Consider the following 23,569-nt stretch of genomic DNA (forward strand, 5'->3'; position numbering starts at 1 on the left):
AATTTGTTCTAATGTTCTAAGCGTTCTATCGCTTTGCTCATTCAAATCGCTTTGAACGTTTTGAGCGGCTTGAACGTTTTCAACGTTTAACTAGCTTGTTGACCCGGATTTCTTTCCTTCTTTTCTTCTGACTATTTCGCCGACATATCTGAATCCTTTCCCTTTATATGGCTCAACGGGCTTGAATTTTTTTATGGTAGCAGCAAATTGGCCGACTTCTTGTTTGTCTATTCCGGAAATTGTCATAATGTTATTTTCGATCTTTGCTTCAATTCCTTCCGGAACATCAACAATTACCGGGTGAGAAAAACCTAACGCCATATTAATTTTCTTCCCCTGAATTGCCATTCTATATCCCACACCATTAAGTTCCAACTGTTTTTGATATCCTTCCGTTACTCCCTTGATCATATTTTCGATTATCCTAGCAGTTGTTCCCCAAAGAGCTGAAACATTTTTTGAATTCCCTTTTTTGAGAACAGAAACTTCCTTTTCGGAAATATTAATTTCCATTTCATCGCTAAATTTAAAATTCAAAGAGCCTTTAGGACCGGCGACATTAACAATCCCGTCTTTAAGCTCGACTTTAACGTCGCTTTTAATCTCAATTGGTTTTTTTCCTATTCTACTCATATTAGTAAATTCTCTAAACTTACACTAATTATTTCTCGAAATATCACTAAACAATTTATTTTTAATTTTTCGGGATTATTCGCGATTATTTTCGCGATTATTTTCGCGATTGTTTCGTGATTCAAATCATTACCAAACTTCGCAAATATATTCCCCGCCTAATCCCAATTTTCTTGCTTCTTTTCCGGTCATTACGCCTTTTGACGTCGAAATTACAGCGATACCGAATCCATTTTTAATTTTTTTAATCTCATCTTTCTTTAGATATATCCTTTTCCCTTCTTTGCTCACTCTTTTTATTTCAGTGATAACTGGTATTTTTTTATTATTTCCAACTTTTTCATATTTCAAAACTATTCTTATCCTATCAAATTTGCTTTCTTCATTGCTCTTAACCACTTCGACAAAATCAGCAAGATTTTCTTTTTCCAAAATCTTGGCAACAGCCAATTTTAAATTGGAAAATGGAAAAACTGCCTCGCTATGCCCGGCTTTCTGAGCGTTTCTTATTCGTGTTAACATATCGCTAATTGGATCTAACATAATTGTATATTCACTAAACTAGACTAATTATTTCCCGAATTATCACTAAACTTATTACTTTTATTATTTCGTGATTTTCGAGATATTTTTCGCGATTGTTTCGCGATTTATCATTTTACCAGCTTGATTTTCGTACTCCCGGGATTTCCCCTTTACTTGCTAATTCTCTAAAACAAATTCTGCAAAGGTCAAATTTCCTAAGATATCCTCGTTTTCTTCCGCATTTCCAGCAACGATTAACAGCCCTCGTGGAAAATTTAGGTTTTTTCTTTGATCTTGCAATTGTTGAGGTCTTTGCCATATACTTTAATTCACTAAACTTACACTAATTATTTCTCGAAATATCACTAAACAATTTATTTTTAATTTTTCGGGATTATTCGCGATTATTTTCGCGATTGTTTCGTGATTATTGTTTCATCGGAAACCCTAATAGCCTAAAAAGCTCTATAGCATCTTTCCTGCTCTTTGCATCGGTTGTGATATTAATTTGAAAACTGAAAATATTTTTTACTTTTTCCGGCGATATTTCAGGAAAGATAATGTGTTCCTTTATTCCCAAGTTCATATTCCCATTATCATCGATTGATCTAAGTTCTATTCCTTGAAAATCTCTAGTTCTAGGAAGAGCAAAATTTACCAAATGATCGATAAAATTCCACATTCTTTTTCCTCTTAGCGTTGCTTTCACTCCAATTTCCAATCCCACTCTTATTTTAAATCCGGCTATAGCTTTTTTGGCTTTTGTTTTCACCGCTTTTTGTCCGCAAATTTCGTTGAAAGAAGCAACGATTTCATCAATTTTTTCAGTCTCCTTAAGAATATTTCCCGTTCCGACATTAATCACGCATTTCTCTATTTTGGGAACTGCCATATCATTGGTATATCCAAAAATTTTCTTCATTTCCGGAACAACTGTTTCTTTATATCTAATTTTAGCTGGAATTATTTTCATATTTATAATACTTCTGGAGCTAATGAAATTATCTTGCCATATCCCTTTTCTTTTAATTCCCTGGCGACTGGCCCAAAAATACGAGTTCCTTTTGGTTCCTTTCCATCGACAATAACCGCTGCATTTTCATCGAATCGGATATAAGAACCGTCTTTTCTTCGAAGCGGAGTTTTTGTTCTGACTATAACCGCCCTAACTTTATCACCTTTTTTGACCATTCCTCTCGGTTCGGCTGATTTAACTGAAGCAACAACAATATCTCCAATACCGGCATATCTTCTCTTGGAACCGCCTAGAACCTTGAAACATTCAATAATCTTGGCTCCCGTATTATCAGCTGATTTTAATCTTGTTTCTGCTTGAATCATATTAATAAATTCTCTAAACTACACTAATTATTTCTCGAAATATCACCAAACAATTTGTCTCTTGATTTTTTCGGGATTATTCGCGATTGTTTTCGCGATTGTTTTGTGATTTAAATTTTTATATTTCACTTTTACATTTTTTACAAATTCTTAATTTTTCATTTTTATCGACTTTAAAACCAATTCTGGTCAATTTTCCGCATTTAGAGCAAACGAGCATTGTGTTTGAAATATTGATTGATGCAGGAATTTCAACTCTCTGGCCCTTTTCCCCTCCTTTTTTCGGCTTCATATGTTTTTTTATCAGATTCAAACCCTCAACAACAATCCTAAACTTCTCGGGAATAACGCGCAGAACTTTTCCGCTTTTTCCCTTGTCTTTCCCTGCAATTATTTGAATTTGATCGCCTTTTCTTATTCTCATAAAATTAAACTATTTTGAATCTTTTATCTTTACTAATTGGCTTGCACTCAGAAAACTCAACCACATCTCCAATCTTATGTTTATTTTCCGGATCATGGACTTTGTATTTCTTGGTTGATTTGTACTTCTTCATATATTTGGGATGAGTTTTAAAGCTGCCCACTGACACAATAATAGTTTTATCCATTTTGTCTCCGGTTACTCTTCCTCTAGTTGTCTTTAATTTTTTATCCATAAAATATATCGTCATTAATTATTCTTCCTTGCTTTTGAGTGCGGTCATAGCTCTGGCAATGTCTCTTTTCGTATTTCGATATTCTCTGTGATTTTTTATCTGTTTCGAAGAAATATCAAATCTGAGCTTGGTAATCCTTGTTTGCCCATCCTCGAGAAACTTTTCAATTTCTCCTTTGCTTATTTCTTCAAATTTTACTTTATTCTTTTCAGCCATATTAAAAAATTCTACTTTTTTATAAATTTAGTTTTGACCGATAATTTGTGAGACGCGAGCCTCATTGCTTCGCTAGCTACGCTTTCTAAAACTCCATCCATTTCAAATAATACCCTCCCGGCCTTAATCTTAGCGACAAAATGATCGACACTTCCTTTTCCTTTTCCCATAGGAGTTTCATCTCCTTTTTTGGTCATCGGTTTATCCGGGAAAATTCTTATCCAAATCTTTCCGCCTCTTTTTATGTATCTAGTCATGGCGCGCCGAGCTGCTTCAATCTGGCGAGCAGAAACTAGTCCTCCGTCCATTGCCTTGAGTCCGAAACTTCCAAAGCTGACCTCATTTCCTTTTGTGGCCATGCCTCTAATCTTTCCGCCTCTTTGGACTTTTCTATGTTTTACTTTTTTCGGCATTAACATGCGATTTTTTCTCTCATCTTATTTATTAAATACTTTTCCTTTGTATATCCAAACTTTTACTCCTGTGGTTCCATAGGTTGTGTTAGCGGTAGCTCTTGCAAAATCGACATCGGCTCTGAGAGTATGGAGGGGAATCGATCCTTTTGAAAGCCATTCTCTTCTCGACATATCCGCTCCGCCAAGCCGTCCTGAAATTTCCAATTTTACTCCCTTGACATTCTTTGATTTCATAACCTGTTCGATGGATGATTTGAGTATTCTTCTGAAGGGCATTCTTTTTTCAAGCTGTTCTGCGATTTGTTGGGAAACCAGCGATGCATTTTCTTCGAATTGTTTTATTTCTTGAGCTTCTATTTTTAAATCTATTTTCTTTCCGGCAAAAAATTCTTTTTTTACCAGCTTGCTGATGTCCTCAATTCCGGTTCCGCCTCTTCCGATTAAAACTCCAGGACGAGAGGTTTGAATTATCAATTTTAAAGTTCCAGCCGATCTTTCGATTTCGACATCAGCAATAGCTGCGCTTTTCCAGCGTTTCATTACAAATCTTCTAATTTGAATATCCTCTCTCAAATTTTTAGAATATTCTTTGCCGCCAAACCACCTGGATCTCCAGTTCGTTGTAATTCCTATTCGCAGTCCTTTTGGATTAACTTTATGTCCCATAATAATATAAATCTCTAAACTAAACTAATTATTTCCCTAAACATCACGAAATTATTTTTTAACTTTATTTGTGATTTTTCGAGATATTTTTCGCGATTGTTTCTTGAACTAAATTTATGCTGATTTTCTTCTAAATATTTTTTTTGCCCATCCCTTTCCTTCTGCGCTTTTCTTTTCTTCTATTATCTTTCCGGCTGTAGGAGCTACGGTTGTTTTTTTAGCTTCAGTTTCCCTTTCTTCTATCATTTCTTTTTCTGCTTTTTTCCTCTGTTCCTCTCTTTTTTTCTTTTCTTTGTCCATTTGTTCTTTTGTTTTTCTGTTTTTCCCTTCAATTCTTTCTTCCAGAACCAAGTTTATTTTTGATGATTTTTTGAGAAGTCCCGTCGCTCTTCCATAGGCTCTCGGAAGCCATCTCTTTAAAGTCGGACCTTCGCCTACCCGAATATCATATATGTATAAATTATTCTTGTCTAATCCAAAATTATTTTCTGCATTAGCAATAGCGCTCTTCAAAAGTTTTTCTATCGGGGTACTCGATCTTTTTATCAAATTTCCAAGATTTATAATGGCATCATTAACATCAATCCCTTTTATAGAATCCGTCACAAGTCTTGCCTTTCTTGGAGATACTCTTAAATTGTTGAGCTTAGCTATAACTTTCATTTTAATCTTTTAAATTATTTAACCTATTTTTTATTGCTAGTATCTGCTAATTTGGCAGCTTTAGCCGCATCTAATTCTTTCTGTTTCGCGGCAGTTTCCAATTCTTTCTGCATCTTTCCTCCATGTCTTGTGAATTTCCTGGTTGGAGAAAATTCTCCCAATCTATGCCCTACCATTTCTTCGGTAGCATAAACCGAAATAAATTCCTTGCCATTATGCACTCCGAAAGTAAATCCAATCATTTCTGGAGAAATCGTGCAGGCTCTAGACCAGGTTTTAATAACGTTTCTATCTCCAGGTTTTTTGTCTTTTATTTTCTTGATGAGTCTTTCGTCTATAAATGGACCTTTTTTGAGACTTCTTGACATAATATAATTCTCTAAACTTACACTAATTATTTCCCGAACTATCACGAAATTTTTTTCTAATTTTTTCGAGATTATTCGTGATTATTTTTGCGATTGTTTCGTGATTTATCTTTTAACTCTTCTCTTTAATATGAATCTATCGCTATATTTAAACTTCTTTCTTGTTTTCTTTCCGAGTGCAGGCTTGCCCCAAGGAGTTTTTGGATGTTTAAGTCCGATCCCTTGTCTTCCTTCTCCTCCTCCGTGAGGATGATCCACTGGATTCATCGCTGATCCTCTAACTGCCGGCCGTCTTCCCAACCATCTGCTTTTTCCTGCTTTTCCCAAATTAATTGAACTATGTTCAAAATTGCTCACTTGACCTATTGTAGCATAACATTCTTTATTTACTAACCGTATTTCTCCTGATGAAAGTTTTATCTGAGCCATTTTTTCATCTGTTGCCATAATAGTTGCTCCGCTTCCTGCGCTTCTGGCAATTTGCCCTCCTTTTTTCTCCAGAATTTCTATATTTGAAATGACAGTTCCGACTGGAATATTTTTTAATTTTGTCCTGTTTCCTTTCTTAATTGGAACATTTTCTCCTGAAATTATTTCTTTGTCTTTCTGCATTCCTTCAGATGCCAAAACATATCTTTTTTCCCCGTCTTTATAGACAACCAAAGCAATCAGAGCGCTCCTATTCGGATCTTTTTCGATGGCTACGATTTTTCCGGAAATATCAAACTTATCCATTTTAAAATCAACCAAGCGATATCTTCTTTTGTGTCCTCCGCCTTTATGCCTTACTGAAATCTTTCCTCTAGCTCTTCCATATTTTCTTGATAGTATTGCCATTAAAGATTTTTCCGGTTTTTTATCGGTCAAATCATCCGGTTTCACTACCGACATATTTCTTCTTCCTGCATGATTTCTTCTGTATTTTTTGATTGCCATATATGCTTTACTGATTTTTTATTATACTCCCTCGAATAATTCGATTTTATCCCCTGCTTTCAGTTTTACTATCGCTTTCTTGAATCCGGATTTGAAACCTTTAGTTCTTCCATAAATTCTTTTTTTGGGATGGATGTTTATAACATTCACATCAAAAACAGTAACTTTATATAAATCCTCTACTGATTTTTTTATGCTAATTTTATTTGAATCTTTGCTGACCCTAAAAACATACTTATTCTGAGCCATTTCTTGATGCGACTTTTCGGTAATCCAGGGCTCAAGCAAAAATCTGGAAGCAAAATCAGCCTTGCCGGCAAATGAAGTTTTAGCTTTTTCAGCTGCAACCTTCTTTTTCTTCTTGTCCCCGCCTGCATCGCTATGCGAAGCATTGAGGGAAAGTTCTTTTTTAGTTTCTACGATTGCCATATCCCTAAACTTACACTAATTATTTCTCGAAATATCACGAAATTTTTTTATTATTTTTTTCGAGATTATTCGTGATTATTTTTGCGATTGTTTCGTGATTTTCTTGCCGTACTTTTCTTCTAAATATTTTACCGACTCTTTGCTCAAGACCAAATTCTTGTGATTCATTATATCGAAAACATTCAAATCGCTAGTCATAACATTATCAGCTTTTTTCAAATTTCTGGAATACAATCTCAAATCCTTTTCACTGGCCGAGAACCCAAAAAGAATACTGCCTTTAATTTTCAAATTTCCAACAATTTCGGAAAATTTCTTGGTTTTCTTTTCGGCAAGTTCTATTTTATCTAAAATCACGACCTCTTTACTGTTTACTTTTTCGCTCAAGGCCAAGAGAATTGCTTTTCTCATCATTTTTTTGTTTATGTCTTTCTTGAAATTTCTGTATTTTGTCGGACCAAAAACAATTCCTCCCCCTCTCCAAACTGGAGTTCTAACTGATCCTACTCTGGCATTCCCGGTTCCTTTCTGTTTCCAGGGTTTTTTCCCTGATCCTGATCTTTCACCTCTGCCCTTCGTGTGAGCCAAAACTTGTCTTTGGTTTGATAAAATGGCTACATACGCCTGATGCAAAAGTTCGTCATTTTTTTTCAACCCAAAAACAGCATCGGACAATTCTATATCTTCAATCTTCTTTCCTTCCAAATTGTATACTGCTGCCTTAATCATATAAATTTCTAATCTACACTAGTTATTTCTACTATTCTTCCAACTACGCCCGGAACTGCTCCTTTGACTCCCAATATATTCTTATCTTTATCGATATAAACTATTTTTAAATTTTTGGCTGATGATTTTTCTCCACCCATTCTTCCGGCCATCCTCTTCCCTTTCATCACGTGTTCCGGATAGGTCGCTCCGACAGAACCGGGAGCTCTAAGATCATGTTTATGGCCATGCGTGCTTGAAGATCCGTGAAAACCATGTCTTTTCATTACTCCTTGAAATCCTTTTCCTTTGGTAATTCCGGTAATCTTAACTTTCTCATCCATCTCAAAAATGTCAACTTTAACTTCATCTCCTGTTTTTATTTCCGCATTATTTTTAACCCTGAATTCTTTCTTGGCTTTTTTATTGATAGTTTTATCTACTTCCAACAAAACAGCGCTATATCCATCTTTTTCAGGAGTTCTGATGAATGAAATTTTGTTAGGAACGCATTCAATAAGAGTCACATTCAAAGCCCCTTTATTCTCATCATAAATAGTCGTCATTCCTAATTTTTTCCCGAGTATAAACTTTGTCATATTTTTTCAAACAAAAAACTGGCTTTCACCAGCCAATCCCGATTAATCGGAACGTTAGCTAGTTGAGTATCCTATAATAAGGACTTTAACTAGATATATATTTTATCACATCTTTATCTCTACGTCAACTCCTGCCGGCAAATCAAGGCTTGTGAGATTTTCTATCGTCTTTCCAGTCGGATTCCAAATATCAATAAGCCTTTTGTGGATAACCATTTCAAATTGCTCTCTGGCGTCTTTATGAACAAAAGTCGACTTATTGACGGTCACTTTATGGATCTCGGTTGGAAGCGGAACTGGTCCGGTAATCTTTGCGCCGCTTCTTTCAGCTGTTTCCACTATCTTCTTGGCTGATTGGTCAATAATTTTGTTGTCGTAGGCTTTGATTTTTATACGAACTCTTGTGCCTTCTTCTGATTTTTGCATTTCAGTTTTTTGACTAAATTTTAAATAATTCATCCTTGAATGGACATGGATGAGCATAACCCTCAAGGTTATGCTCATTTAGTTTATTCAAGACTACTTGATAACTTTGGTTGCTACTCCGCTGCCAACTGTCTTTCCGCCTTCTCGAATCGCGAATCTCATTCCTTCTTCCATAGCGACCGGAGCAATCAATTTTATGTTAAGACTTACAGTATCTCCAGGCATCACCATTTCCGTTCCTTCCGGCAAGATTACTTCTCCGGTAACATCAGTAGTTCTAATATAAAATTGAGGTTTGTATCCTTTGAAAAATGGAGTGTGTCTTCCGCCTTCCTCTTTGGTTAAAATGTATACTTCTCCTTCGAATTCAGTGTGAGGAGTGATTGATCCCGGTTTGGCCAAAACTTGCCCTCTTTCCACATCTTCTTTTTTAACTCCTCGAATAAGGACTCCGGCATTATCCCCGGCCGTTCCTTTGTCAAGAGATTTGTTAAACATTTCGATTCCGGTTACTACTGTCTTTTGAGTAGGTTTGAGTCCGACAATTTCCACTTCATCATTGATATTCACTACTCCTCTTTCGATTCTTCCGGTTACCACTGTTCCTCGACCTTCAATTGAAAATATATCTTCAATCGGCATCAGGTATGGCTTGTCAATATCTCTAACCGGTTCAGGAATTTTTTCGTCAAGAGCGGCAACCAAGTCAAATATTGGTTTTGCAGCTTCATCATCTGCTGATTTTGTTTCAAGCGCCTTAAGTGCTGAACCTCTGATTATCACAGCATTGTCTCCGTCAAATTCATATTTCGACAATAACTCTCGAACTTCCGCTTCTACCAAATCAACAAGTTCCGGATCGTCAACCATATCAACTTTGTTAACGAAAACAACAATCGTTGAAACTCCCACCTGATGAGCCAAGAGAATATGCTCTCTGGTTTGAGGCATAGGTCCATCAGTAGCGCTTACTACCAATATTGCTCCGTCCATTTGAGCGGCTCCGGTAATCATGTTCTTGATATAATCAGCATGTCCCGGACAGTCTACATGAGCATAATGCCTTTTTTCAGATTCATATTCACAGTGAGCAGTTGCAATGGTTATTCCTCTTTCTCTTTCCTCAGGAGCTTTGTCAATTTCATCCACTCCCTTTGGTTTTGCCCAGCCCTTAAAGCTCAGTACATGAAGAATAGCCGCGGTAAGAGTAGTCTTTCCGTGATCAACATGACCAATGGTTCCGACATTGACATGAGGCTTAGTTCTTTCAAATTTTTCTGCTGCCATAATTTTTGATTTTTATACTTCAGCCAGGAAACAAAAAAATCCCCCGATTGATAGTAAATATTTAATTTAACAAATTACGATAATGTAAGTATATTTTAACACAAATAAAAATGGTGTCAAAAACCTTTGCTATCCTAACAACTAATTTTAACTGTGTCAAGCCTAAAATGCAATTTTCTATTTCTTACTCTTTATCCCTTCAGCGATATTAGTCGGCACTTCGGCATAGTGTCCGAATTCCATGGCATAATTGGCGCGTCCCTGTGTCATACTTCGAAGCTGGGTGGCATAACCGAACATTGAAGCTAATGGAATTTCCGCGTCTATTACTTTCACTCTGGCATTGCCTTCTCCTCTATCATTAATTTCTTTGATGATACCTCTTTTTGCATTAACATCTCCCACCACATCTCCCATAAAATTTTCCGGGGTAATAACCTGGACTTTCATCACTGGCTCCAAAATAACCGGTTTAGCTCTTCGAGTGGCTTCTTGAAATGCCATTGAAGCGGCAATTTTGAAAGCAATTTCCGAGGAATCAACTTCATGAAATGATCCATCATACAAAGTGGCTTTTACGTCCACTACCGGATAGCCGGCTAAAACACCGCTATTCATTGCTTCCTTAACTCCTTTTTCAATCGGAGAAATAAATTCCTGAGGAATAACTCCGCCCTTAATCTTATTGTCAAATTCAAATCCCTTGCCGGGTTCTTGCGGTTCGACTTTAATCCAACAATGTCCGTATTGTCCTTTTCCTCCGGATTGCTTGATATATTTTCCTTCCGCTTCAGCAGAAATTTTTATTGTTTCTCGATAAGCTACTTGAGGCTGTCCGATATTGGCTTCAACTTTAAATTCTCTTTTCATTCGATCGACTAGAATATCCAAATGAAGCTCTCCCATTCCGGAAATAATAACTTGATTAGTTTCCTCATCGCTTCTAACTCTGAAAGTCGGATCCTCTTCGGAAAGTTTTTTGAGCGCCAATCCCATTTTTTCCTGATCAGCTTTGGTTTTCGGTTCAATGGCGATATCGATAACCGGTTCGGGAAAAGTTATGGATTCAAGAAGGATCGGTTTGTCTATGTCGCAAAGAGTATTTCCAGTTGTAGTAACTTTCATTCCGACCAGCGCTCCAATTCCACCGGAATAAAGATCCTCAATTTCCTCTCTGTGATTAGAGTGCATCTGGAGTATTCGTCCAACCCTTTCTTTTTCATCTTTAGTGGAATTCAGAACATATGATCCGGCTTTAATCATTCCTGAATAAACTCGAAAAAATGTCAGCTGTCCGACAAACGGATCGGTGGCAACCTTAAAAGCCAGCGCCGAGAATGGTTCCCCGTCCAAAGCTTTTCTTTCTATCTCTGCTCCGTTTCTCGGATCAGTTCCTTTAACTGGAGGAATATCGGCCGGAGACGGAAGATAATCAATGACAGCATCCAAAACCAGCTGTATTCCTTTGTTGCGAAGCGCGGTTCCGACAAATACAGGAAACACTTTGGCTTGAATAACAGCAACGCGAAGAGCCTTTTTAAGTTCTTCTTCGGTTATTTCTTCTCCGCTTAAATATTTTTCAGTTAATTTATCATCGGTTTCGGCAATTTTTTCAATCATTTTTTCTCTCCATTCTTTTGCCTTGCTTAAAAGCTCCTCTGGAATTTCTTTTTCTTCAAGCTTTTCTCCTTTATCTCCCACAAAGTAAACCGCTTTCATTCTCATAAGGTCTACTACTCCGGAAAAGTCTCCTCTTTCTCCAATCGGAATTTGAACTGCCACCGCATGCGGAGTCAACCTGTTCCAAATTGATCCCAATGAATATTCGAAGTCAGCTCCTTCTTTGTCAATTTTATTGATAAAACAAAGCCTTGGTATATCATATTTTTCTGCCTGCCTCCAGACGGTTTCCGATTGCGGTTCCACTCCTTCTTTTCCATCAAATACCGTTACACCGCCATCAAGCACGCGAAGCGATCTCTCCACTTCAACCGTAAAATCCACATGTCCCGGAGTATCAATAATATTAATCTGGCAATCTCTCCAAAAACAAGTGGTAGCAGCACTGGTAATAGTAATCCCCCTTTCTCTTTCTTGTTCCATCCAATCCATTACTGCCTCTCCCTCATGCACTTCTCCAATTTTATGAGTAATTCCCGTGTAATACAAAATACGCTCGGTAGTTGTTGTTTTACCAGCGTCAATATGGGCGATAATGCCAATATTTCGATATTTATCTATAGGGTATTTCCTTGGCATATTTCGTTAAGTTTACGCGAAGTGAGCAAAAGCTTTATTGGCTTCTGCCATTCTATGGACATCTTCCCTTTTTTTCATCGCCGTTCCAATTTTATTTGAAGCATCAATAAATTCATCGGCTAATTTCTCCGCCATTTTCTTTCCTTTTTTCTTTCGGCAAGCATCGATAATCCATCTCATTGCGAGTGTTTGTCTTCGTTCTCCCTGAACCGGAATCGGAACTTGGTAGTTCGCTCCTCCAACTCTTCGGGATTTTAATTCCAAAAGAGGAGAAATATTTTTTATTGCTTGTTCGAAGACATTAAGTCCGCCTTTTTTGGTTCTTTCGTGAATAACGTCAAAAGATTCATAAACCACTCTTTCGGCTACGCTTTTCTTTCCATCTTTCATTATCCGACCAATAAAACGCCCCACCAAAAGATTGCTGTAGCGCGGATCAGGATTCCATTGTTTTTTAAAAACTCGTTTTCTTCTTGCCATATATATTATTCTTTAGTTTCTTTAGGTCTTTTAGCTCCATATTTGCTTCTTCCTTTTTTTCTTTTATCTACCCCTGCAGCATCAAGCACGCCTCTGACAACATGATATCTAACTCCTGGAAGATCTTGTACTCTTCCACCTCGAATCATTACAATCGAATGTTCCTGCAAATTATGTCCTATCCCCGGAATATAAGCGGTAACTTCCATTCCATTGGTAAGTCTGACTCTAGCAATTTTTCGAAGTGCCGAATTCGGTTTCTTCGGCGTAGTAGTGGCGACTTTAATGCAAACTCCCCTTCTGAATGGTCCCTGCGAAGCAACAGGACGATTCTTAATACTATTAAAAATATTCGCCATTGCCGGTGACTTGGTTTTCTTCTTCACTGATTTTCTCGGATGCTTTTTTAACTGATTGATCGTTGGCATAGTAATTTCACATTATTAAAAAATCCGCTAGTAAGCTAGCAAAATTAATATTACAGAATATATTAAAAGTTGTCAATGTTCTGGCTTATATTCCCACCACATAGTAGAAAAACAGGCCAAGCATCAGATTCAGAAAATAACCGAGCGCGCCGGAAAAGGCAAAAATAAAAATTAGAAGGAAGATAAATCCGAATTGTTCAAACATGATTATGGTTTCGGTTTTAAGCCGGAGTATTGCAAACAATAATTTAGATCCATCAAGGGGAGGGATGGGAATAAGATTGAAAAATGCCAGAAAAACATTAATAACAACAATCATTGAAAAAATAAGAAAGAAAATAGACGACAGCGAACCGGATATATTGATTGCCAAGTTTTCATAATTTCTACTCAAAAGATTTCGTATTATATCCAGTTTCATCAAGGAATTCATTTGCATGAATCGGGCAATAAGACCAAAAAAGAGAGCGACAGCAATATTGGAAAGCGGTCCGGCCAGTCCGACTAGAGCCGGTCCTTTTTTCTGATCTTTCAAATTATATGGATTGTAGGGTACCGGTTTTGCCCACCCGAATCCGACGCCGAAAGTTAGAATCATTATAAGCGGTACAACAAAAGATCCCCACCAATCCAAATGTTTAAGCGGATTCAAAGTAAGCCTTCCGGCATATTTTGCCGTTGGATCACCAAGCCTAAAAGCCATGAGCCCATGAGAAACCTCATGAATTACCACAGACATCACCAATATGGCTATTTGGAAAAAGATTATTACCGCTTGATTCATACTATTGCAAAAAATACTTTATTATGTTACCTTAAATTGCGTAATAAATCAAATATAATAGTTCATAAAGTTATAAAGTTGAAAGTTCGTAAAGTTTTAAAGTTCGTAAAGTTTTAAAGTTCGTAAAATACTTTTTAACTTTATAACCTTATAACTTTATAAACTTAATTTTACTTTATAAACCTTATAAACTTTCAACTTTTTTATGTCTCGAGTTTGTGAAATTTGCGGCAGAGGAACAAAATCCGGGGTAACTAGAAGCCATTCCAATATTGCTAGCCTTCGAAAAGTTAAAATCAATATTCAGAAAAAGAAAATCAACGGGAAAACTACCAAAATCTGCACCAAATGCGTAAAGACAAAAAATAAGGTAAGTAAATAATTACTTACATAAATAAGTACGTTTCGACTGCCGCATTTAATGCGGCAGTTTTTTATGCAAAAATTAAAGAAAAATAGCAATTTTCAAAAAATGGTTGAAGCAGAGTTCGGACAAAGAGTGCCGCTAATAGATAGCTTCCGTCGAGACCGTTTTTTGAAAATTGCTATTTTTCAAGATTTTTAATATAAGCTATATTTTTTTCAAAACCTTAAGCGTCGCATAAGCGACAATTCCTCCGGAAAGCACGGTCAGAAGTTGCTGCCAACTGAACATCATGGCAATAATTTTTGCCATGCTATTCCACTCAAAAACTTTGACCAAAATAATTCCGGAAATAGACAAGAAGGCAAATTTGACAAAACTTCCCCAAACAATACCTTTCCAGTAATTTTCCTTTCCGATAAAACTAACTGCGAAAATTAAAATTACATTGCTAAAAATTATAAAAGGAATGAGTGGAACGACGGCTGGAACCAGAAGTCCGGTAACCACCGAGATTAAACTGGGAAAAATTCCAATCACAATCGCCTCTTTTCTTCCGAGCATTATTACCGCCATAATTAGCACTGCATTAACAATCGTTCCAGTCACCGCTTGAAAATGAAAAAATGGTGCTGCAATAGAAATCCCCAAAAGCGCCGTAAACTTGAGTGCATACGGAAAAAACTTTTCTTTTACAACAAATATCGTTAGAACTTTTTCTTTGAGCATATAAAATAAATTTTATAAAAAAATTAAACTAATATTTAACTTCTATTGACATTATTAGTACAATTTGCTTAAATCTTAATAAGCATAAAATCATTTCTATTTTTTGGTGCAACAGCACTGGCGAGAAATCGCAACTATAATGATTTATGCCAGAAGAGTGCTTTTCAGGCTCTCCTTTTTTCTTTATTATTAATCCCCTCTTGAACTTTTTAGCTCCTTGACTTCACTCTTTTTCCTCTGCTGATAACTGGTATGCAGAACTTTGTGGATTATTTCTTTGTCGGTAAAATGTTTTTCATAGGCTTCAAGAACTGATGGGTTTTCGTGCGCCAGCCTCATCTTCTTTTCCGCATCTACTTGATACAATGCCTGGGCCCGTTTCTTCCGAATTTCCGGAGTGTTGGGAATCGGCTGTCCGCCGCCGCCAATGCATCCTCCCGGACAAGCCATCACCTCCATTGCGTGAAAAGCGCTTGGATTTTTCTTTAATTCTTCCAGCATTTTCTGCGCATTTTTAATTCCGCTTACCACCGCCACTTTCAAGATAGTGTCTCCCAATTTCAATTCCTTTATTTTTATTCCTTCCAAACCGCGAATTTCTTTCACGTCCACATTTTCCATATTTTTTCCAGTTGCCATAAAATAGGCTGTTCGGAAAGCCGATTCAAAAACTCCACCGCTTGCTCCATAGATTACTCCCGCTCCAGACGGATCGCCAAAAGGATTGTCAGCTTTTTCCGGTTCAATATTTTTGAGATCTATGTTATGTTTTTTGAATAATCTCGCCATTTCTCTGGTCGTCAAAACATAGTCCACCGGAAAGCATCCATTTTCCAATTTCATTTCTTCTCTCTTCACTTCAAACTTCTTGGCAGTGCAAGGCATTACCGAAACAACTATTATGTCTTTCGGATCAACATTATTTTCTTTCGCCCAATAAGTTTTTAAAATTCCTCCCATCATTATTTGCGGAGAACGGGAGGTGCAGAGATTATGAATAAATTCCGGGTAATAGAATTCCAAAAATTTCACCCAAGCCGGACAGCAGGAAGAAAAGGCCGGAAGATTTTTTCCGGTTTTTACTCTTTCGAGCAGTTCCTGCGCTTCTTCATAAGTCGTAAAATCGGCCGCCACCGAGGTGTCAAAAACCTTGCTAAATCCCAATTTTTTCATTCCCGCTACCATTTGATCGGTTACGATTGAACCCGCTTCCATTCCAAATTCTTCTCCAATACTCGATCGAATCGCCGGAGCAAACTGGATAATAACTGTTTTGCTTTTATCAGCTAATGGTTTTTCAATTTCCTCAAATTCCCCTTCCGCTTCAATGGCTCCCACCGGACAATGAACGATGCATTGTCCGCAGTTTATGCATTCTTTTTTTTCATCGGAAGATGCTTCAATGGCAATATCCGCTCCTCGATTTTCCACTTCCAGAAATTCTACCGGACAAACATCGGCGCAAAGCCGGCAATCAATGCATTTGGTCCAATCAAAAACAATTGGCCCGGTTTGGACAATTTTTCTATTCTTTTTTCTGTCAGGAAATTTGTTAATTTCAGCCCCAAATTCTTTTTGATATTTCAAGAGCCTGCAACTATCCAGCGACACGCAATCATCGCATTCTTCCTGATGCTGAGAAAAAATAAGTTCCAGATTTATTTTCCTTGCCCTTTTAATTCTTCCTGAATCAGTAATAATTTCCATTCCTTCAGTTACTTTCGTCGAACAAGACGTTTGAAGATTTTTATTTCCTTTAATTTCCACCACGCACATCCGACAATTCGATCTGGCTTTTGCATCCGGATGAAAACAAAGCGACGGAATCTTGATCCCGTTTTTGTGGGCAATTTTCAAAATAGTATCGCCCTCTTCCGCTTGATAATCTTTTCCGTCAATTTTTATTGTTACTTTTTCCATAGATACTCTGATGTCATTCCTGCGAAAGCAGGAATCTACATAAACGATAATCACAAGCTTAATATATAAATATCAGACTAGCGTAATTCGATAGCGTAGATTCCGGGTCAAGCCCGGAATGACATAAAATTTAATAAATTTTCCCCAGAAATCCTTCAAACGGCATTGCCACGCCTTTTCCCAGCGGGCAAAAACTCGTTTCTTCCAAAACAAAAACTATATCTTTTAGTTTTTCTAAATCCAAATTATCGTTCTCCAATAATTCCTTGATCCGATAAACTCCTTCTCGGCAGGGAACGCATTTTCCGCAATTTTCGTTAAAATAAAAATCGATCCATTTTTTCATCAGCGCTTTCGGATCAGTCTTTTCCTTGTCATAAACGATAATCGCTCCGGCTCCGGTGACTTTATTTTCTAATTCCTCCCGGGTTAAAATAATCCCGCTCGCTCCTCCGCCAACTTGAACAAAAAATTCTTTTTCCGGAAAATTATTGGTTTCTTTGAGAATTTTTTCAATTGATAAATCTTCGGAAAATTCAAAAACTCCCGGATTAGCAATATCTCCGCTCAAAGAATAGAATCTGTTGCTGTGATATTCATCTTTGGCAATTTTCGAAATCCAATAAAAAGTTTCCAAATTGTTCACTAAAGTTGGCATTCCAAATAAGCCTTTTTCGGTTGGAAACGGAGGCTTATCTCTTGGCTCAAATCGGTTCCCTTCAATTGATTCAATCAGAGTTGATTCCTCTCCGCAAAGATATCCTCCCGGTTCGCGAGTTAAGGTTATTGAAAAATCCCTGGAAAGCTCAACTAACTTTGATTTATACTTGTCGTAATAATCCTTGCGCAGATAAATGTAAGCTTCGCTATTTTCAAAAGTTTCGAGCGCCACTTTTACTCCGTTTATCAATTCTTCCGGATAATTTTCCAGGATAAAACCATCCTTCAAAACTCCCGGCTCCCCCTCCGAACCATTTACGATAATATATTTTTTCTCTCCTGGAGCATTTTTCACCGCTTCCCATTTTTGCCATGTCGGAAAACCAGCTCCGCCCCGCCCAGTCAATTTCGCATCTTTTATTTTTTGAATGATATTCATAAGCCCATTATACCAAAACAAAAAGAAATTTCAAAACAAGCTACATTTTCCGCATTTCTCTTTTTATTTCCCGCCAGTCAGGGAAAGTTTTGGCTACCAAATTCCAAAATCTTCTCGAATGATTAAATTCTTTGAGGTGGCAAAGCTCGTGGACGATAATATAGTCTGCCAATTTTTCCGGGAGAAAAATTAGTTTGTAATTGAAGTTAAGATTTCCGCTCTTGGAACAGCTTCCCCATCTCGTTTTTTGATTCCTGATACTTATTCTACCGTAACTGAAATCATAGAATGCATTAAAATTTTCCAGTTTTTCTTTGACTAAATTAAAGGCTACTTCTTTATTTTGTTTATACTCTATTTTACTGCGCTGATGTAATAATTTGTTTTTTCCAATTCCTGATTCTTGAAAAGCTTCAATTTTTTCAATAATCCACCTGGCTTTTTCAAAAATAAACTTTTCTATGGAAGAATTACTAATCCATTGCGGAGCCGAAACAACGCAATTCCCGTCGCAATGGATAGTTATCTTCATATTTTTCGACCGCCGGCTTTTTCGAAGATTATAGGATACCTTCCGATCATTTATTATGATTTCTTTGTTCATCATTTTTTCTTATCGCTGCTGTTATCGCCTCCTTGTCCGATCCCCGCATCCCATCGAGCCGCCATAGGATCATTATAATTCGGCTCTGTCGGTCCCAGCGGATCGTCCTTGTCGATATAATAAAGAATATCATGCTCTATTTTACATTTATCATCTTTTTTCTTTTTCTTTTTGCTGCTGCTATTATCTGCATTATTATCCAAACTGCAACCGGCATTTCCCGTTATAAACATCTTGTCCGAAGACATTTTGATATAATCGAGAAATTTTTCATCCTGCTCGCCCATCGAATCTTTAGCGTAGGCGGGTTTATTCGCAAAATAATAATCCATAAATTTTCTCCACATCGGCGCCGCCACATAAATTCCATCTGCTCCTTCTTTCATCGGGCTATAATCATTATTCCCCGCCCAAACACCAACTGCAATTGAAGGAGTGTACCCCACGGTCCATGCGTCCCGAAAATCCTGAGTAGTTCCGGTTTTTGCAGCCACAGTTTTTCCGGGAATATTGAGCGGATTATTAGTTCCAAAAACATAAGAACGAGAATTATTGTCTGACATAATAGACGCCACCTTTCTTGCCACTTGAGGATCCATCACGAGCTTCTCCTGAAGATCCATATTTTTTTCATTCCCATTGCTTTCGACAATTTTAGTTATAGAACGTACTGGATTTCTTTTTCCGTCATTGGCAAAAACCGAAAAAGCAGAAGTCTCTTCCGTAAGTTCCATTTCCCCTCCGCCCAAAGCTAAAGACAAACCATAAGTATTGGTTCTGGTTAAGGTTGTAATCCCAAGACGCTTGGCCAGTTCAATAGTATCGCTTATTCCTGCCAAATATAATGTCTTTACTGCCGGAATATTCAGCGATCCGGCTAAAGCTTTTCTCATCGGAACCAATCCATTAAAATTTCCACTGTAATTATTCGGAATGTAATCTTTTCCCGAACCATCCGGACCAAAATTAGTCGGCGCATCAAAAAGCATCGTCTCCGGCTGAAATCCTTTCTCAAAAGCTTTAGCATACACTATCGGCTTAAAAGAAGAACCCGGTTGCCTTTTGGCTGTAGCTACGTTAAATTTCCCGTCAATTTGAGCATCATAATAATCACGACTGCCAACCATCGCCAAAATATCTCCCGTTTTTGGATCAACTGCCACCATTGCTCCATTGGAAAAATTATATTTAATTCCATTCGCAAGTACATAGTTTTTGACTATTGACTCGGCATTTTTCTGCATATCCCAGTTAAGCGTGGTATAAATCTTGAGCCCTCCTTGCTCGATCATATTCTGATCATAATTTTTTTCCAATTGTTCTTTGACATACATCACAAAATGCGGCGCATCGATTGTTTCCTTTAGCGGTTGGACTCTTGCCAGAGTATCGATTTGCATCGCATCTTCTACTGCTTTTTTCTGCTCTGCGGTGGCAACTTGGTCTTTCAATTTCCCCAATATAAATTTCTGTCTGGCTTCCAAAAGATCAGTATGGCTTCCATAGGGAGAATAAGTCGTGGTGGCTTTGGGAAGCGCGGCCAGCATCGCCGCCTCATCGATGGTTAAATCCTTGGATTTTTTCCCAAAAAATGTTTGAGAGGCCGATTCTATTCCATAAGTATTGGATCCATAGGGTATTTCATTCAAATAAAAATCCATAATTTCATCCTTTGAATATCTCATTTCTATTTTAAAGGCCAAAGCGACTTCTTTCATCTTTCTTTCCCAACTTTTTTCTCGAGTGAGAAAAGCATTTCGCGCCAGTTGTTGAGTAATAGTTGAAGCTCCCTGGGACAATCCGCTATTTTGGACATTGGCTTTTATCGATCTTAAAATTGAAACCAGATCAACCCCATGATGCGAATAAAAATTATTGTCTTCCACCACAATTGTCGCCAGTCTCATCACATCCGGAATCTCGTCGTGCGAAATAACTTTTCGGTTTTCTTCGCCATGCATCTCGTAAAGAACATGCTCCCCCGTTCGATCGTAAATCGTGCTGGTCTGAGCAACTTTTCTATGCATCAATTCTGCTTGAGGAGTATTGAAGAAAAAATACACGACGAAGCTGGAACCTACTGTAAAAATAAGCGAAAGAAAACAAAAAAATATCCAGAGAACTCCTTTTACCCAGGGTTTTATTTTTTTCTTCTTTTTTAAAAACGGCAGAATTACCATAAGCTATTTATTTTTTCCTTTTAAATAAATTACATTATAGACAAGCGAAACTATAAAAATAACCATAAAAACAAACGTTAGAACAAAAAACACCCCTTCTTCTTTGTGAATAAGAGCTGAGACCACATTATGCATAACAACTGAGACTGTTCCCAGCCCCAGAAAAATATACGCGTTTTTAGCATATTTCTTCACCCTGACATTATAACACAAAAGAGCTTAAAATATTTCAAGCCCTTTTGAGACGGAGCACCACAAATGCGCTTACAGTTTCGTGCAAAATTACGCTTTGCTGTCGCTTCCGAACATTTTTATTTTCTCCTTTACCACGTTCGTCACGGAATTCCGCGCATCTCCTAAAAATTTCCGAGCATCTAAATTTATCGGCCCTTGCTTCATTACATTGCTTGCAAGGCTATTCACAAAAGACAAACGAATAGCAGTATCAACATTAAAACAGGAGATTCCTTTCTGGATAGCCTCGACAACCTTTCCATTTTCCCAATCTGATGCTCCATGCAAAATCAAAGGGATATTTATGGCTTTTCTTATCATATCGAGCCTGTCATAATCTGGTTTCTTTTTTTCTTTGAAAAATCCATGCGCATTTCCTATTCCCACCGCCAAAGCATCCACGCCAGTTTTTTTGATAAAATCTTCAGCTTGTCCGGGATCAGTCATATATTTTACCCATTCTTCATCAACTATCTCAATCTCGCCTAAATATGGAACACATCCGAGTTCAGCCTGGACAGCCACTCCTTTTTCGTGGCAAAAATCGACGATTTCTTTCGTGCTCATTAAATTATCCTCATATTTTTTTCGAGAACCGTCATACATAACAGAAGTAAATCCGATATTAATAGCTCTTTTAATCGCTTCAAAACTATGGCCATGATCAAGGTGTATCCCTATCGGAATCTCTGCTGCATAGAATTCGGAGATATTTTTAACCAGATTAAAAATTGCTCTTCCTCCGGCATATTCCATTGTTTTTTCGGTTATTTGAATAATTATGGGAGAACGCATTTCCTTCGCAGCTTGGACAATGGCGTGCGTTACTTCCAGATTGAGAGTATTAAAAGCACCGACAGCGTATCCGCCATCTTTAGCTTTTGTTAAGATTTCTTTGACACTTGTAATCATATCGGATTTAATTTTTAATTCTTAATTTTCAATTTTCAAACAATTTTCAATTTAACAATTTATTAAAAAATTTAGAAATTTAGTCATTAAATAATTGGAGATTGTTTAGAAATTAGAAATTGAAAATTAGAAATTATTCAATATCTCGGCTATTTTCAAAAATTCGTGCGGGTTTAAACTTTCTCTCCCAACCAAAACTCCGTCCATGCCAGGATCGATGCAGACTTGTTTTAATATTTTTTCTTTGACTGAACCGCCGTACAAAATCTTTGCCTTCTCGGAATGTTTTATCCCATATTTTTCGGCTAATATTTTTCTGATCATAATTTTTACTTCCATTATTCCATTGCTTGTCGGCGTTGAATCAGTTCCGACTGCCCAAACCGGCTCATAAGCAAAAATTATTCTTTCAAGCCCCGAAGGATTTACCCCCTCAAGACCTTCCAAAACCTGACTGGAAATTATCCGGCTAGTTCGTCCCGCCCCTCTTTCTTCCAATGTTTCTCCAAAACAAAATATTGCCGTCATTCTTTCCTTCACTAGGGATCTTATTTTCAAATTTATCATCTTATTATTTTCTCCAAAATATTTTCTTCTTTCGCTGTGTCCGACAATCGCATACTCCGCTCCAATGTTTTTAACCATAATCGAAGAAATTTCTCCTGTGTATGATCCGCACCTTTCACAAAAAATATTTTGAACGCCAATTGCGACTTTTTTGCTTTTTATTTCCCGCATAAATTCTTTTAGAAAAACGGATGGCGGACAGACAACTATTCCGGTATTCTTAAAATTTTTGCCTTTTATTTCATTTTTAAACGCCTTAAAATACCTCTCAAGTTCAGCTTGAGATATTAAGTTCATCTTTAAATTTCCAATTACATATTTCATAAATAAACTCTTAACTTTTCACTTTGAACTTTTGACTATTTCAATATGCCTTTTCACAAACCAAATCACTCCAATAAGAATTACTACTCCGATCACTATGTCAAATTTATGGAAATAAACACCAAGAGTATTCCAATTGTCTCCCAGTTTTTTCCCAACAAAAGCCAGTAAATAGCAAAATGGCAAAGATCCAAGAAACGTATAGGCAACAAATTTTCCAAAATTCATCTTGGCAATTCCAGCCGGAAGAGAAATGAACGTTCTGACTACCGGAAGCAAGCGAGAAATGAAAACAGCTGTATTGCCATACTTATTGAAAAATCTGTCGGCAATATCCAAATCATGATTGGTAACCAAAATATACTTTCCGTATTTTTCCGCCATCGGACGCCCTCCATAATACCCCACCCAATAAGCCAAAGCCGAACCCAAAACACATCCAATCGCTCCAGCCAAAGAAACTCCCAATAAACTGAACTTTCCGGTTGAAACTAGATATCCGGAAAAAGGCATAATTATTTCTGAAGGAAGAGGAACACAAGCGCTTTCAATTGCCATCATCAATGCTACTCCGGAGTACCCCAAAAGATTAATACCCCAAATTATAAAACCGGCTAAAACTTCAATAATACTTGAAACCATAAATTCATATCATCTCGAGCAATCCCGCTTAACGGGAGAATCGATAAATCTAATTCTTATTATAATTGCTTTCTTAAATATTCTGCTGCTGCCTCCGGCTGGATAGTGGAAATTTCAATTCCAGTTTGAAGCTCGAATCCCGCCCAAGTCGCCGAGATCGGAAGAGCGTCG

31 protein-coding genes are annotated in these 23,569 nt (G+C 37.3%); 1 reads left to right on the forward strand and 30 read right to left on the reverse strand.

Going from position 1 to position 23,569, the window contains the following annotated elements; all coding sequences use genetic code 11:
• Nucleotides 1-90: 90 nt before the first annotated feature.
• The 22 genes from rplF to WC906_01915 form a co-directional block, all read right to left on the reverse strand.
• On the reverse strand, nt 91-633 hold the full coding sequence (gene rplF / locus WC906_01810; protein ID MFA5777148.1) for a 50S ribosomal protein L6: 543 nt from the start codon (nt 631-633) through the stop codon (nt 91-93).
• Between the two features lie 129 nt (nt 634-762).
• Nucleotides 763-1,176 (reverse strand): 30S ribosomal protein S8, encoded by a 414-nt coding sequence (gene rpsH / locus WC906_01815; GenBank protein MFA5777149.1) that lies wholly within the window; start codon nt 1,174-1,176, stop codon nt 763-765.
• Between the two features lie 115 nt (nt 1,177-1,291).
• Entirely contained in the window at nt 1,292-1,477 is a 186-nt protein-coding gene (locus WC906_01820) for a type Z 30S ribosomal protein S14 (protein ID MFA5777150.1), read from the reverse strand.
• 108 nt (nt 1,478-1,585) lie between these two features.
• A complete protein-coding gene (gene rplE / locus WC906_01825) occupies nt 1,586-2,131 on the reverse strand; it encodes a 50S ribosomal protein L5 (GenBank protein ID MFA5777151.1) in 546 nt (181 codons plus the stop codon).
• Nucleotides 2,132-2,133: 2 nt separating this feature from the next.
• A complete protein-coding gene (rplN, locus tag WC906_01830; GenBank protein ID MFA5777152.1) occupies nt 2,134-2,499 on the reverse strand; it encodes a 50S ribosomal protein L14 in 366 nt (121 codons plus the stop codon).
• Between the two features lie 118 nt (nt 2,500-2,617).
• On the reverse strand, nt 2,618-2,923 hold the full coding sequence (rplX, locus tag WC906_01835) for a 50S ribosomal protein L24 (protein MFA5777153.1): 306 nt from the start codon (nt 2,921-2,923) through the stop codon (nt 2,618-2,620).
• 4 nt (nt 2,924-2,927) lie between these two features.
• Nucleotides 2,928-3,158, reverse strand: a complete 231-nt coding sequence (gene rpsQ, locus WC906_01840; protein ID MFA5777154.1) for a 30S ribosomal protein S17 — start codon at nt 3,156-3,158, stop codon at nt 2,928-2,930.
• Nucleotides 3,159-3,176: 18 nt separating this feature from the next.
• The gene (rpmC, locus tag WC906_01845) at nt 3,177-3,374 is read right to left on the reverse strand and encodes a 50S ribosomal protein L29 (GenBank protein ID MFA5777155.1); all 198 of its coding nucleotides are present in this window, start codon (nt 3,372-3,374) and stop codon (nt 3,177-3,179) included.
• Nucleotides 3,375-3,385: 11 nt separating this feature from the next.
• Entirely contained in the window at nt 3,386-3,793 is a 408-nt protein-coding gene (gene rplP, locus WC906_01850; GenBank protein MFA5777156.1) for a 50S ribosomal protein L16, read from the reverse strand.
• Between the two features lie 18 nt (nt 3,794-3,811).
• The gene (gene rpsC / locus WC906_01855; GenBank protein MFA5777157.1) at nt 3,812-4,456 is read right to left on the reverse strand and encodes a 30S ribosomal protein S3; all 645 of its coding nucleotides are present in this window, start codon (nt 4,454-4,456) and stop codon (nt 3,812-3,814) included.
• Between the two features lie 114 nt (nt 4,457-4,570).
• Complete coding sequence (gene rplV / locus WC906_01860; GenBank protein ID MFA5777158.1) at nt 4,571-5,119, reverse strand: 50S ribosomal protein L22; 549 nt, start codon at nt 5,117-5,119, stop codon at nt 4,571-4,573.
• 23 nt (nt 5,120-5,142) lie between these two features.
• Nucleotides 5,143-5,487, reverse strand: coding sequence for a 30S ribosomal protein S19 (gene rpsS / locus WC906_01865; protein MFA5777159.1), 345 nt, complete (start codon nt 5,485-5,487; stop codon nt 5,143-5,145).
• Between the two features lie 105 nt (nt 5,488-5,592).
• Nucleotides 5,593-6,423, reverse strand: a complete 831-nt coding sequence (rplB, locus tag WC906_01870) for a 50S ribosomal protein L2 (protein MFA5777160.1) — start codon at nt 6,421-6,423, stop codon at nt 5,593-5,595.
• Between the two features lie 21 nt (nt 6,424-6,444).
• A complete protein-coding gene (gene rplW / locus WC906_01875; protein MFA5777161.1) occupies nt 6,445-6,852 on the reverse strand; it encodes a 50S ribosomal protein L23 in 408 nt (135 codons plus the stop codon).
• 75 nt (nt 6,853-6,927) lie between these two features.
• On the reverse strand, nt 6,928-7,581 hold the full coding sequence (gene rplD / locus WC906_01880) for a 50S ribosomal protein L4 (protein MFA5777162.1): 654 nt from the start codon (nt 7,579-7,581) through the stop codon (nt 6,928-6,930).
• 8 nt (nt 7,582-7,589) lie between these two features.
• Nucleotides 7,590-8,159 (reverse strand): 50S ribosomal protein L3, encoded by a 570-nt coding sequence (gene rplC / locus WC906_01885; protein ID MFA5777163.1) that lies wholly within the window; start codon nt 8,157-8,159, stop codon nt 7,590-7,592.
• 105 nt (nt 8,160-8,264) lie between these two features.
• Nucleotides 8,265-8,618, reverse strand: a complete 354-nt coding sequence (gene rpsJ, locus WC906_01890; GenBank protein ID MFA5777164.1) for a 30S ribosomal protein S10 — start codon at nt 8,616-8,618, stop codon at nt 8,265-8,267.
• 60 nt (nt 8,619-8,678) lie between these two features.
• Nucleotides 8,679-9,872, reverse strand: a complete 1,194-nt coding sequence (gene tuf / locus WC906_01895; protein ID MFA5777165.1) for an elongation factor Tu — start codon at nt 9,870-9,872, stop codon at nt 8,679-8,681.
• A 177-nt stretch (nt 9,873-10,049) separates the two neighbouring features.
• On the reverse strand, nt 10,050-12,131 hold the full coding sequence (fusA, locus tag WC906_01900; protein MFA5777166.1) for an elongation factor G: 2,082 nt from the start codon (nt 12,129-12,131) through the stop codon (nt 10,050-10,052).
• Between the two features lie 12 nt (nt 12,132-12,143).
• Nucleotides 12,144-12,611 (reverse strand): 30S ribosomal protein S7, encoded by a 468-nt coding sequence (gene rpsG, locus WC906_01905; GenBank protein ID MFA5777167.1) that lies wholly within the window; start codon nt 12,609-12,611, stop codon nt 12,144-12,146.
• Nucleotides 12,612-12,616: 5 nt separating this feature from the next.
• A complete protein-coding gene (rpsL, locus tag WC906_01910; protein ID MFA5777168.1) occupies nt 12,617-13,039 on the reverse strand; it encodes a 30S ribosomal protein S12 in 423 nt (140 codons plus the stop codon).
• Nucleotides 13,040-13,124: 85 nt separating this feature from the next.
• Nucleotides 13,125-13,823 carry a site-2 protease family protein gene (locus WC906_01915; GenBank protein ID MFA5777169.1) on the reverse strand — a complete coding sequence of 233 codons (699 nt, stop codon included), beginning with the start codon at nt 13,821-13,823 and terminating at the stop codon, nt 13,125-13,127.
• Between the two features lie 205 nt (nt 13,824-14,028).
• On the opposite strand from WC906_01915, the gene WC906_01920 reads away from it, so the two are divergent.
• Nucleotides 14,029-14,205 (forward strand): L28 family ribosomal protein, encoded by a 177-nt coding sequence (locus WC906_01920; protein ID MFA5777170.1) that lies wholly within the window; start codon nt 14,029-14,031, stop codon nt 14,203-14,205.
• A gap of 189 nt (nt 14,206-14,394) precedes the next feature.
• Here the strand turns inward: WC906_01920 and WC906_01925 are convergent, their stop codons facing one another.
• From WC906_01925 to WC906_01960, 8 genes are all read right to left on the reverse strand, one after another.
• The gene (locus WC906_01925) at nt 14,395-14,916 is read right to left on the reverse strand and encodes a hypothetical protein (GenBank protein ID MFA5777171.1); all 522 of its coding nucleotides are present in this window, start codon (nt 14,914-14,916) and stop codon (nt 14,395-14,397) included.
• A 189-nt stretch (nt 14,917-15,105) separates the two neighbouring features.
• Complete coding sequence (locus WC906_01930) at nt 15,106-16,836, reverse strand: [FeFe] hydrogenase, group A (GenBank protein MFA5777172.1); 1,731 nt, start codon at nt 16,834-16,836, stop codon at nt 15,106-15,108.
• 130 nt (nt 16,837-16,966) lie between these two features.
• On the reverse strand, nt 16,967-17,935 hold the full coding sequence (locus WC906_01935) for an NADH-ubiquinone oxidoreductase-F iron-sulfur binding region domain-containing protein (GenBank protein ID MFA5777173.1): 969 nt from the start codon (nt 17,933-17,935) through the stop codon (nt 16,967-16,969).
• Between the two features lie 40 nt (nt 17,936-17,975).
• Nucleotides 17,976-18,542, reverse strand: coding sequence for a SprT family zinc-dependent metalloprotease (locus WC906_01940; protein MFA5777174.1), 567 nt, complete (start codon nt 18,540-18,542; stop codon nt 17,976-17,978).
• Entirely contained in the window at nt 18,539-20,719 is a 2,181-nt protein-coding gene (locus tag WC906_01945) for a PBP1A family penicillin-binding protein (GenBank protein MFA5777175.1), read from the reverse strand. The genes WC906_01940 and WC906_01945 overlap by 4 nt, the downstream gene beginning before the upstream one ends.
• 282 nt (nt 20,720-21,001) lie before the next feature.
• Nucleotides 21,002-21,865: a class II fructose-bisphosphate aldolase gene (locus WC906_01950; GenBank protein ID MFA5777176.1), complete on the reverse strand. Its 864-nt coding sequence runs from the start codon at nt 21,863-21,865 to the stop codon at nt 21,002-21,004.
• A 126-nt stretch (nt 21,866-21,991) separates the two neighbouring features.
• A complete protein-coding gene (tpiA, locus tag WC906_01955) occupies nt 21,992-22,756 on the reverse strand; it encodes a triose-phosphate isomerase (GenBank protein ID MFA5777177.1) in 765 nt (254 codons plus the stop codon).
• Nucleotides 22,757-22,774: 18 nt separating this feature from the next.
• Nucleotides 22,775-23,398 carry a DedA family protein gene (locus WC906_01960; protein ID MFA5777178.1) on the reverse strand — a complete coding sequence of 208 codons (624 nt, stop codon included), beginning with the start codon at nt 23,396-23,398 and terminating at the stop codon, nt 22,775-22,777.
• Between the last annotated feature and the right edge of the window lie 171 nt (nt 23,399-23,569).

Source organism: Parcubacteria group bacterium (genome assembly GCA_041657845.1).
In the GTDB taxonomy this organism is placed as follows: domain Bacteria; phylum Patescibacteriota; class Minisyncoccia; order Moranbacterales; family JAKLHP01; genus JAKLHP01.

Bases quoted from the DNA above. Each gene is read 5' to 3' on its own strand.
- rplF (MFA5777148.1), bottom strand. From the start codon at position 633: ATGAGTAGAATAGGAAAAAAACCAATTGAGATTAAAAGCGACGTTAAA.
- rpsH (MFA5777149.1), bottom strand. From the start codon at position 1,176: ATGTTAGATCCAATTAGCGATATGTTAACACGAATAAGAAACGCTCAG.
- WC906_01820 (MFA5777150.1), bottom strand. From the start codon at position 1,477: ATGGCAAAGACCTCAACAATTGCAAGATCAAAGAAAAAACCTAAATTT.
- rplE (MFA5777151.1), bottom strand. From the start codon at position 2,131: ATGAAAATAATTCCAGCTAAAATTAGATATAAAGAAACAGTTGTTCCG.
- rplN (MFA5777152.1), bottom strand. From the start codon at position 2,499: ATGATTCAAGCAGAAACAAGATTAAAATCAGCTGATAATACGGGAGCC.
- rplX (MFA5777153.1), bottom strand. From the start codon at position 2,923: ATGAGAATAAGAAAAGGCGATCAAATTCAAATAATTGCAGGGAAAGAC.
- rpsQ (MFA5777154.1), bottom strand. From the start codon at position 3,158: ATGGATAAAAAATTAAAGACAACTAGAGGAAGAGTAACCGGAGACAAA.
- rpmC (MFA5777155.1), bottom strand. From the start codon at position 3,374: ATGGCTGAAAAGAATAAAGTAAAATTTGAAGAAATAAGCAAAGGAGAA.
- rplP (MFA5777156.1), bottom strand. From the start codon at position 3,793: ATGTTAATGCCGAAAAAAGTAAAACATAGAAAAGTCCAAAGAGGCGGA.
- rpsC (MFA5777157.1), bottom strand. From the start codon at position 4,456: ATGGGACATAAAGTTAATCCAAAAGGACTGCGAATAGGAATTACAACG.
- rplV (MFA5777158.1), bottom strand. From the start codon at position 5,119: ATGAAAGTTATAGCTAAGCTCAACAATTTAAGAGTATCTCCAAGAAAG.
- rpsS (MFA5777159.1), bottom strand. From the start codon at position 5,487: ATGTCAAGAAGTCTCAAAAAAGGTCCATTTATAGACGAAAGACTCATC.
- rplB (MFA5777160.1), bottom strand. From the start codon at position 6,423: ATGGCAATCAAAAAATACAGAAGAAATCATGCAGGAAGAAGAAATATG.
- rplW (MFA5777161.1), bottom strand. From the start codon at position 6,852: ATGGCAATCGTAGAAACTAAAAAAGAACTTTCCCTCAATGCTTCGCAT.
- rplD (MFA5777162.1), bottom strand. From the start codon at position 7,581: ATGATTAAGGCAGCAGTATACAATTTGGAAGGAAAGAAGATTGAAGAT.
- rplC (MFA5777163.1), bottom strand. From the start codon at position 8,159: ATGACAAAGTTTATACTCGGGAAAAAATTAGGAATGACGACTATTTAT.
- rpsJ (MFA5777164.1), bottom strand. From the start codon at position 8,618: ATGAATTATTTAAAATTTAGTCAAAAAACTGAAATGCAAAAATCAGAA.
- tuf (MFA5777165.1), bottom strand. From the start codon at position 9,872: ATGGCAGCAGAAAAATTTGAAAGAACTAAGCCTCATGTCAATGTCGGA.
- fusA (MFA5777166.1), bottom strand. From the start codon at position 12,131: ATGCCAAGGAAATACCCTATAGATAAATATCGAAATATTGGCATTATC.
- rpsG (MFA5777167.1), bottom strand. From the start codon at position 12,611: ATGGCAAGAAGAAAACGAGTTTTTAAAAAACAATGGAATCCTGATCCG.
- rpsL (MFA5777168.1), bottom strand. From the start codon at position 13,039: ATGCCAACGATCAATCAGTTAAAAAAGCATCCGAGAAAATCAGTGAAG.
- WC906_01915 (MFA5777169.1), bottom strand. From the start codon at position 13,823: ATGAATCAAGCGGTAATAATCTTTTTCCAAATAGCCATATTGGTGATG.
- WC906_01920 (MFA5777170.1), top strand. From the start codon at position 14,029: ATGTCTCGAGTTTGTGAAATTTGCGGCAGAGGAACAAAATCCGGGGTA.
- WC906_01925 (MFA5777171.1), bottom strand. From the start codon at position 14,916: ATGCTCAAAGAAAAAGTTCTAACGATATTTGTTGTAAAAGAAAAGTTT.
- WC906_01930 (MFA5777172.1), bottom strand. From the start codon at position 16,836: ATGGAAAAAGTAACAATAAAAATTGACGGAAAAGATTATCAAGCGGAA.
- WC906_01935 (MFA5777173.1), bottom strand. From the start codon at position 17,935: ATGAATATCATTCAAAAAATAAAAGATGCGAAATTGACTGGGCGGGGC.
- WC906_01940 (MFA5777174.1), bottom strand. From the start codon at position 18,542: ATGATGAACAAAGAAATCATAATAAATGATCGGAAGGTATCCTATAAT.
- WC906_01945 (MFA5777175.1), bottom strand. From the start codon at position 20,719: ATGGTAATTCTGCCGTTTTTAAAAAAGAAGAAAAAAATAAAACCCTGG.
- WC906_01950 (MFA5777176.1), bottom strand. From the start codon at position 21,865: ATGATTACAAGTGTCAAAGAAATCTTAACAAAAGCTAAAGATGGCGGA.
- tpiA (MFA5777177.1), bottom strand. From the start codon at position 22,756: ATGAAATATGTAATTGGAAATTTAAAGATGAACTTAATATCTCAAGCT.
- WC906_01960 (MFA5777178.1), bottom strand. From the start codon at position 23,398: ATGGTTTCAAGTATTATTGAAGTTTTAGCCGGTTTTATAATTTGGGGT.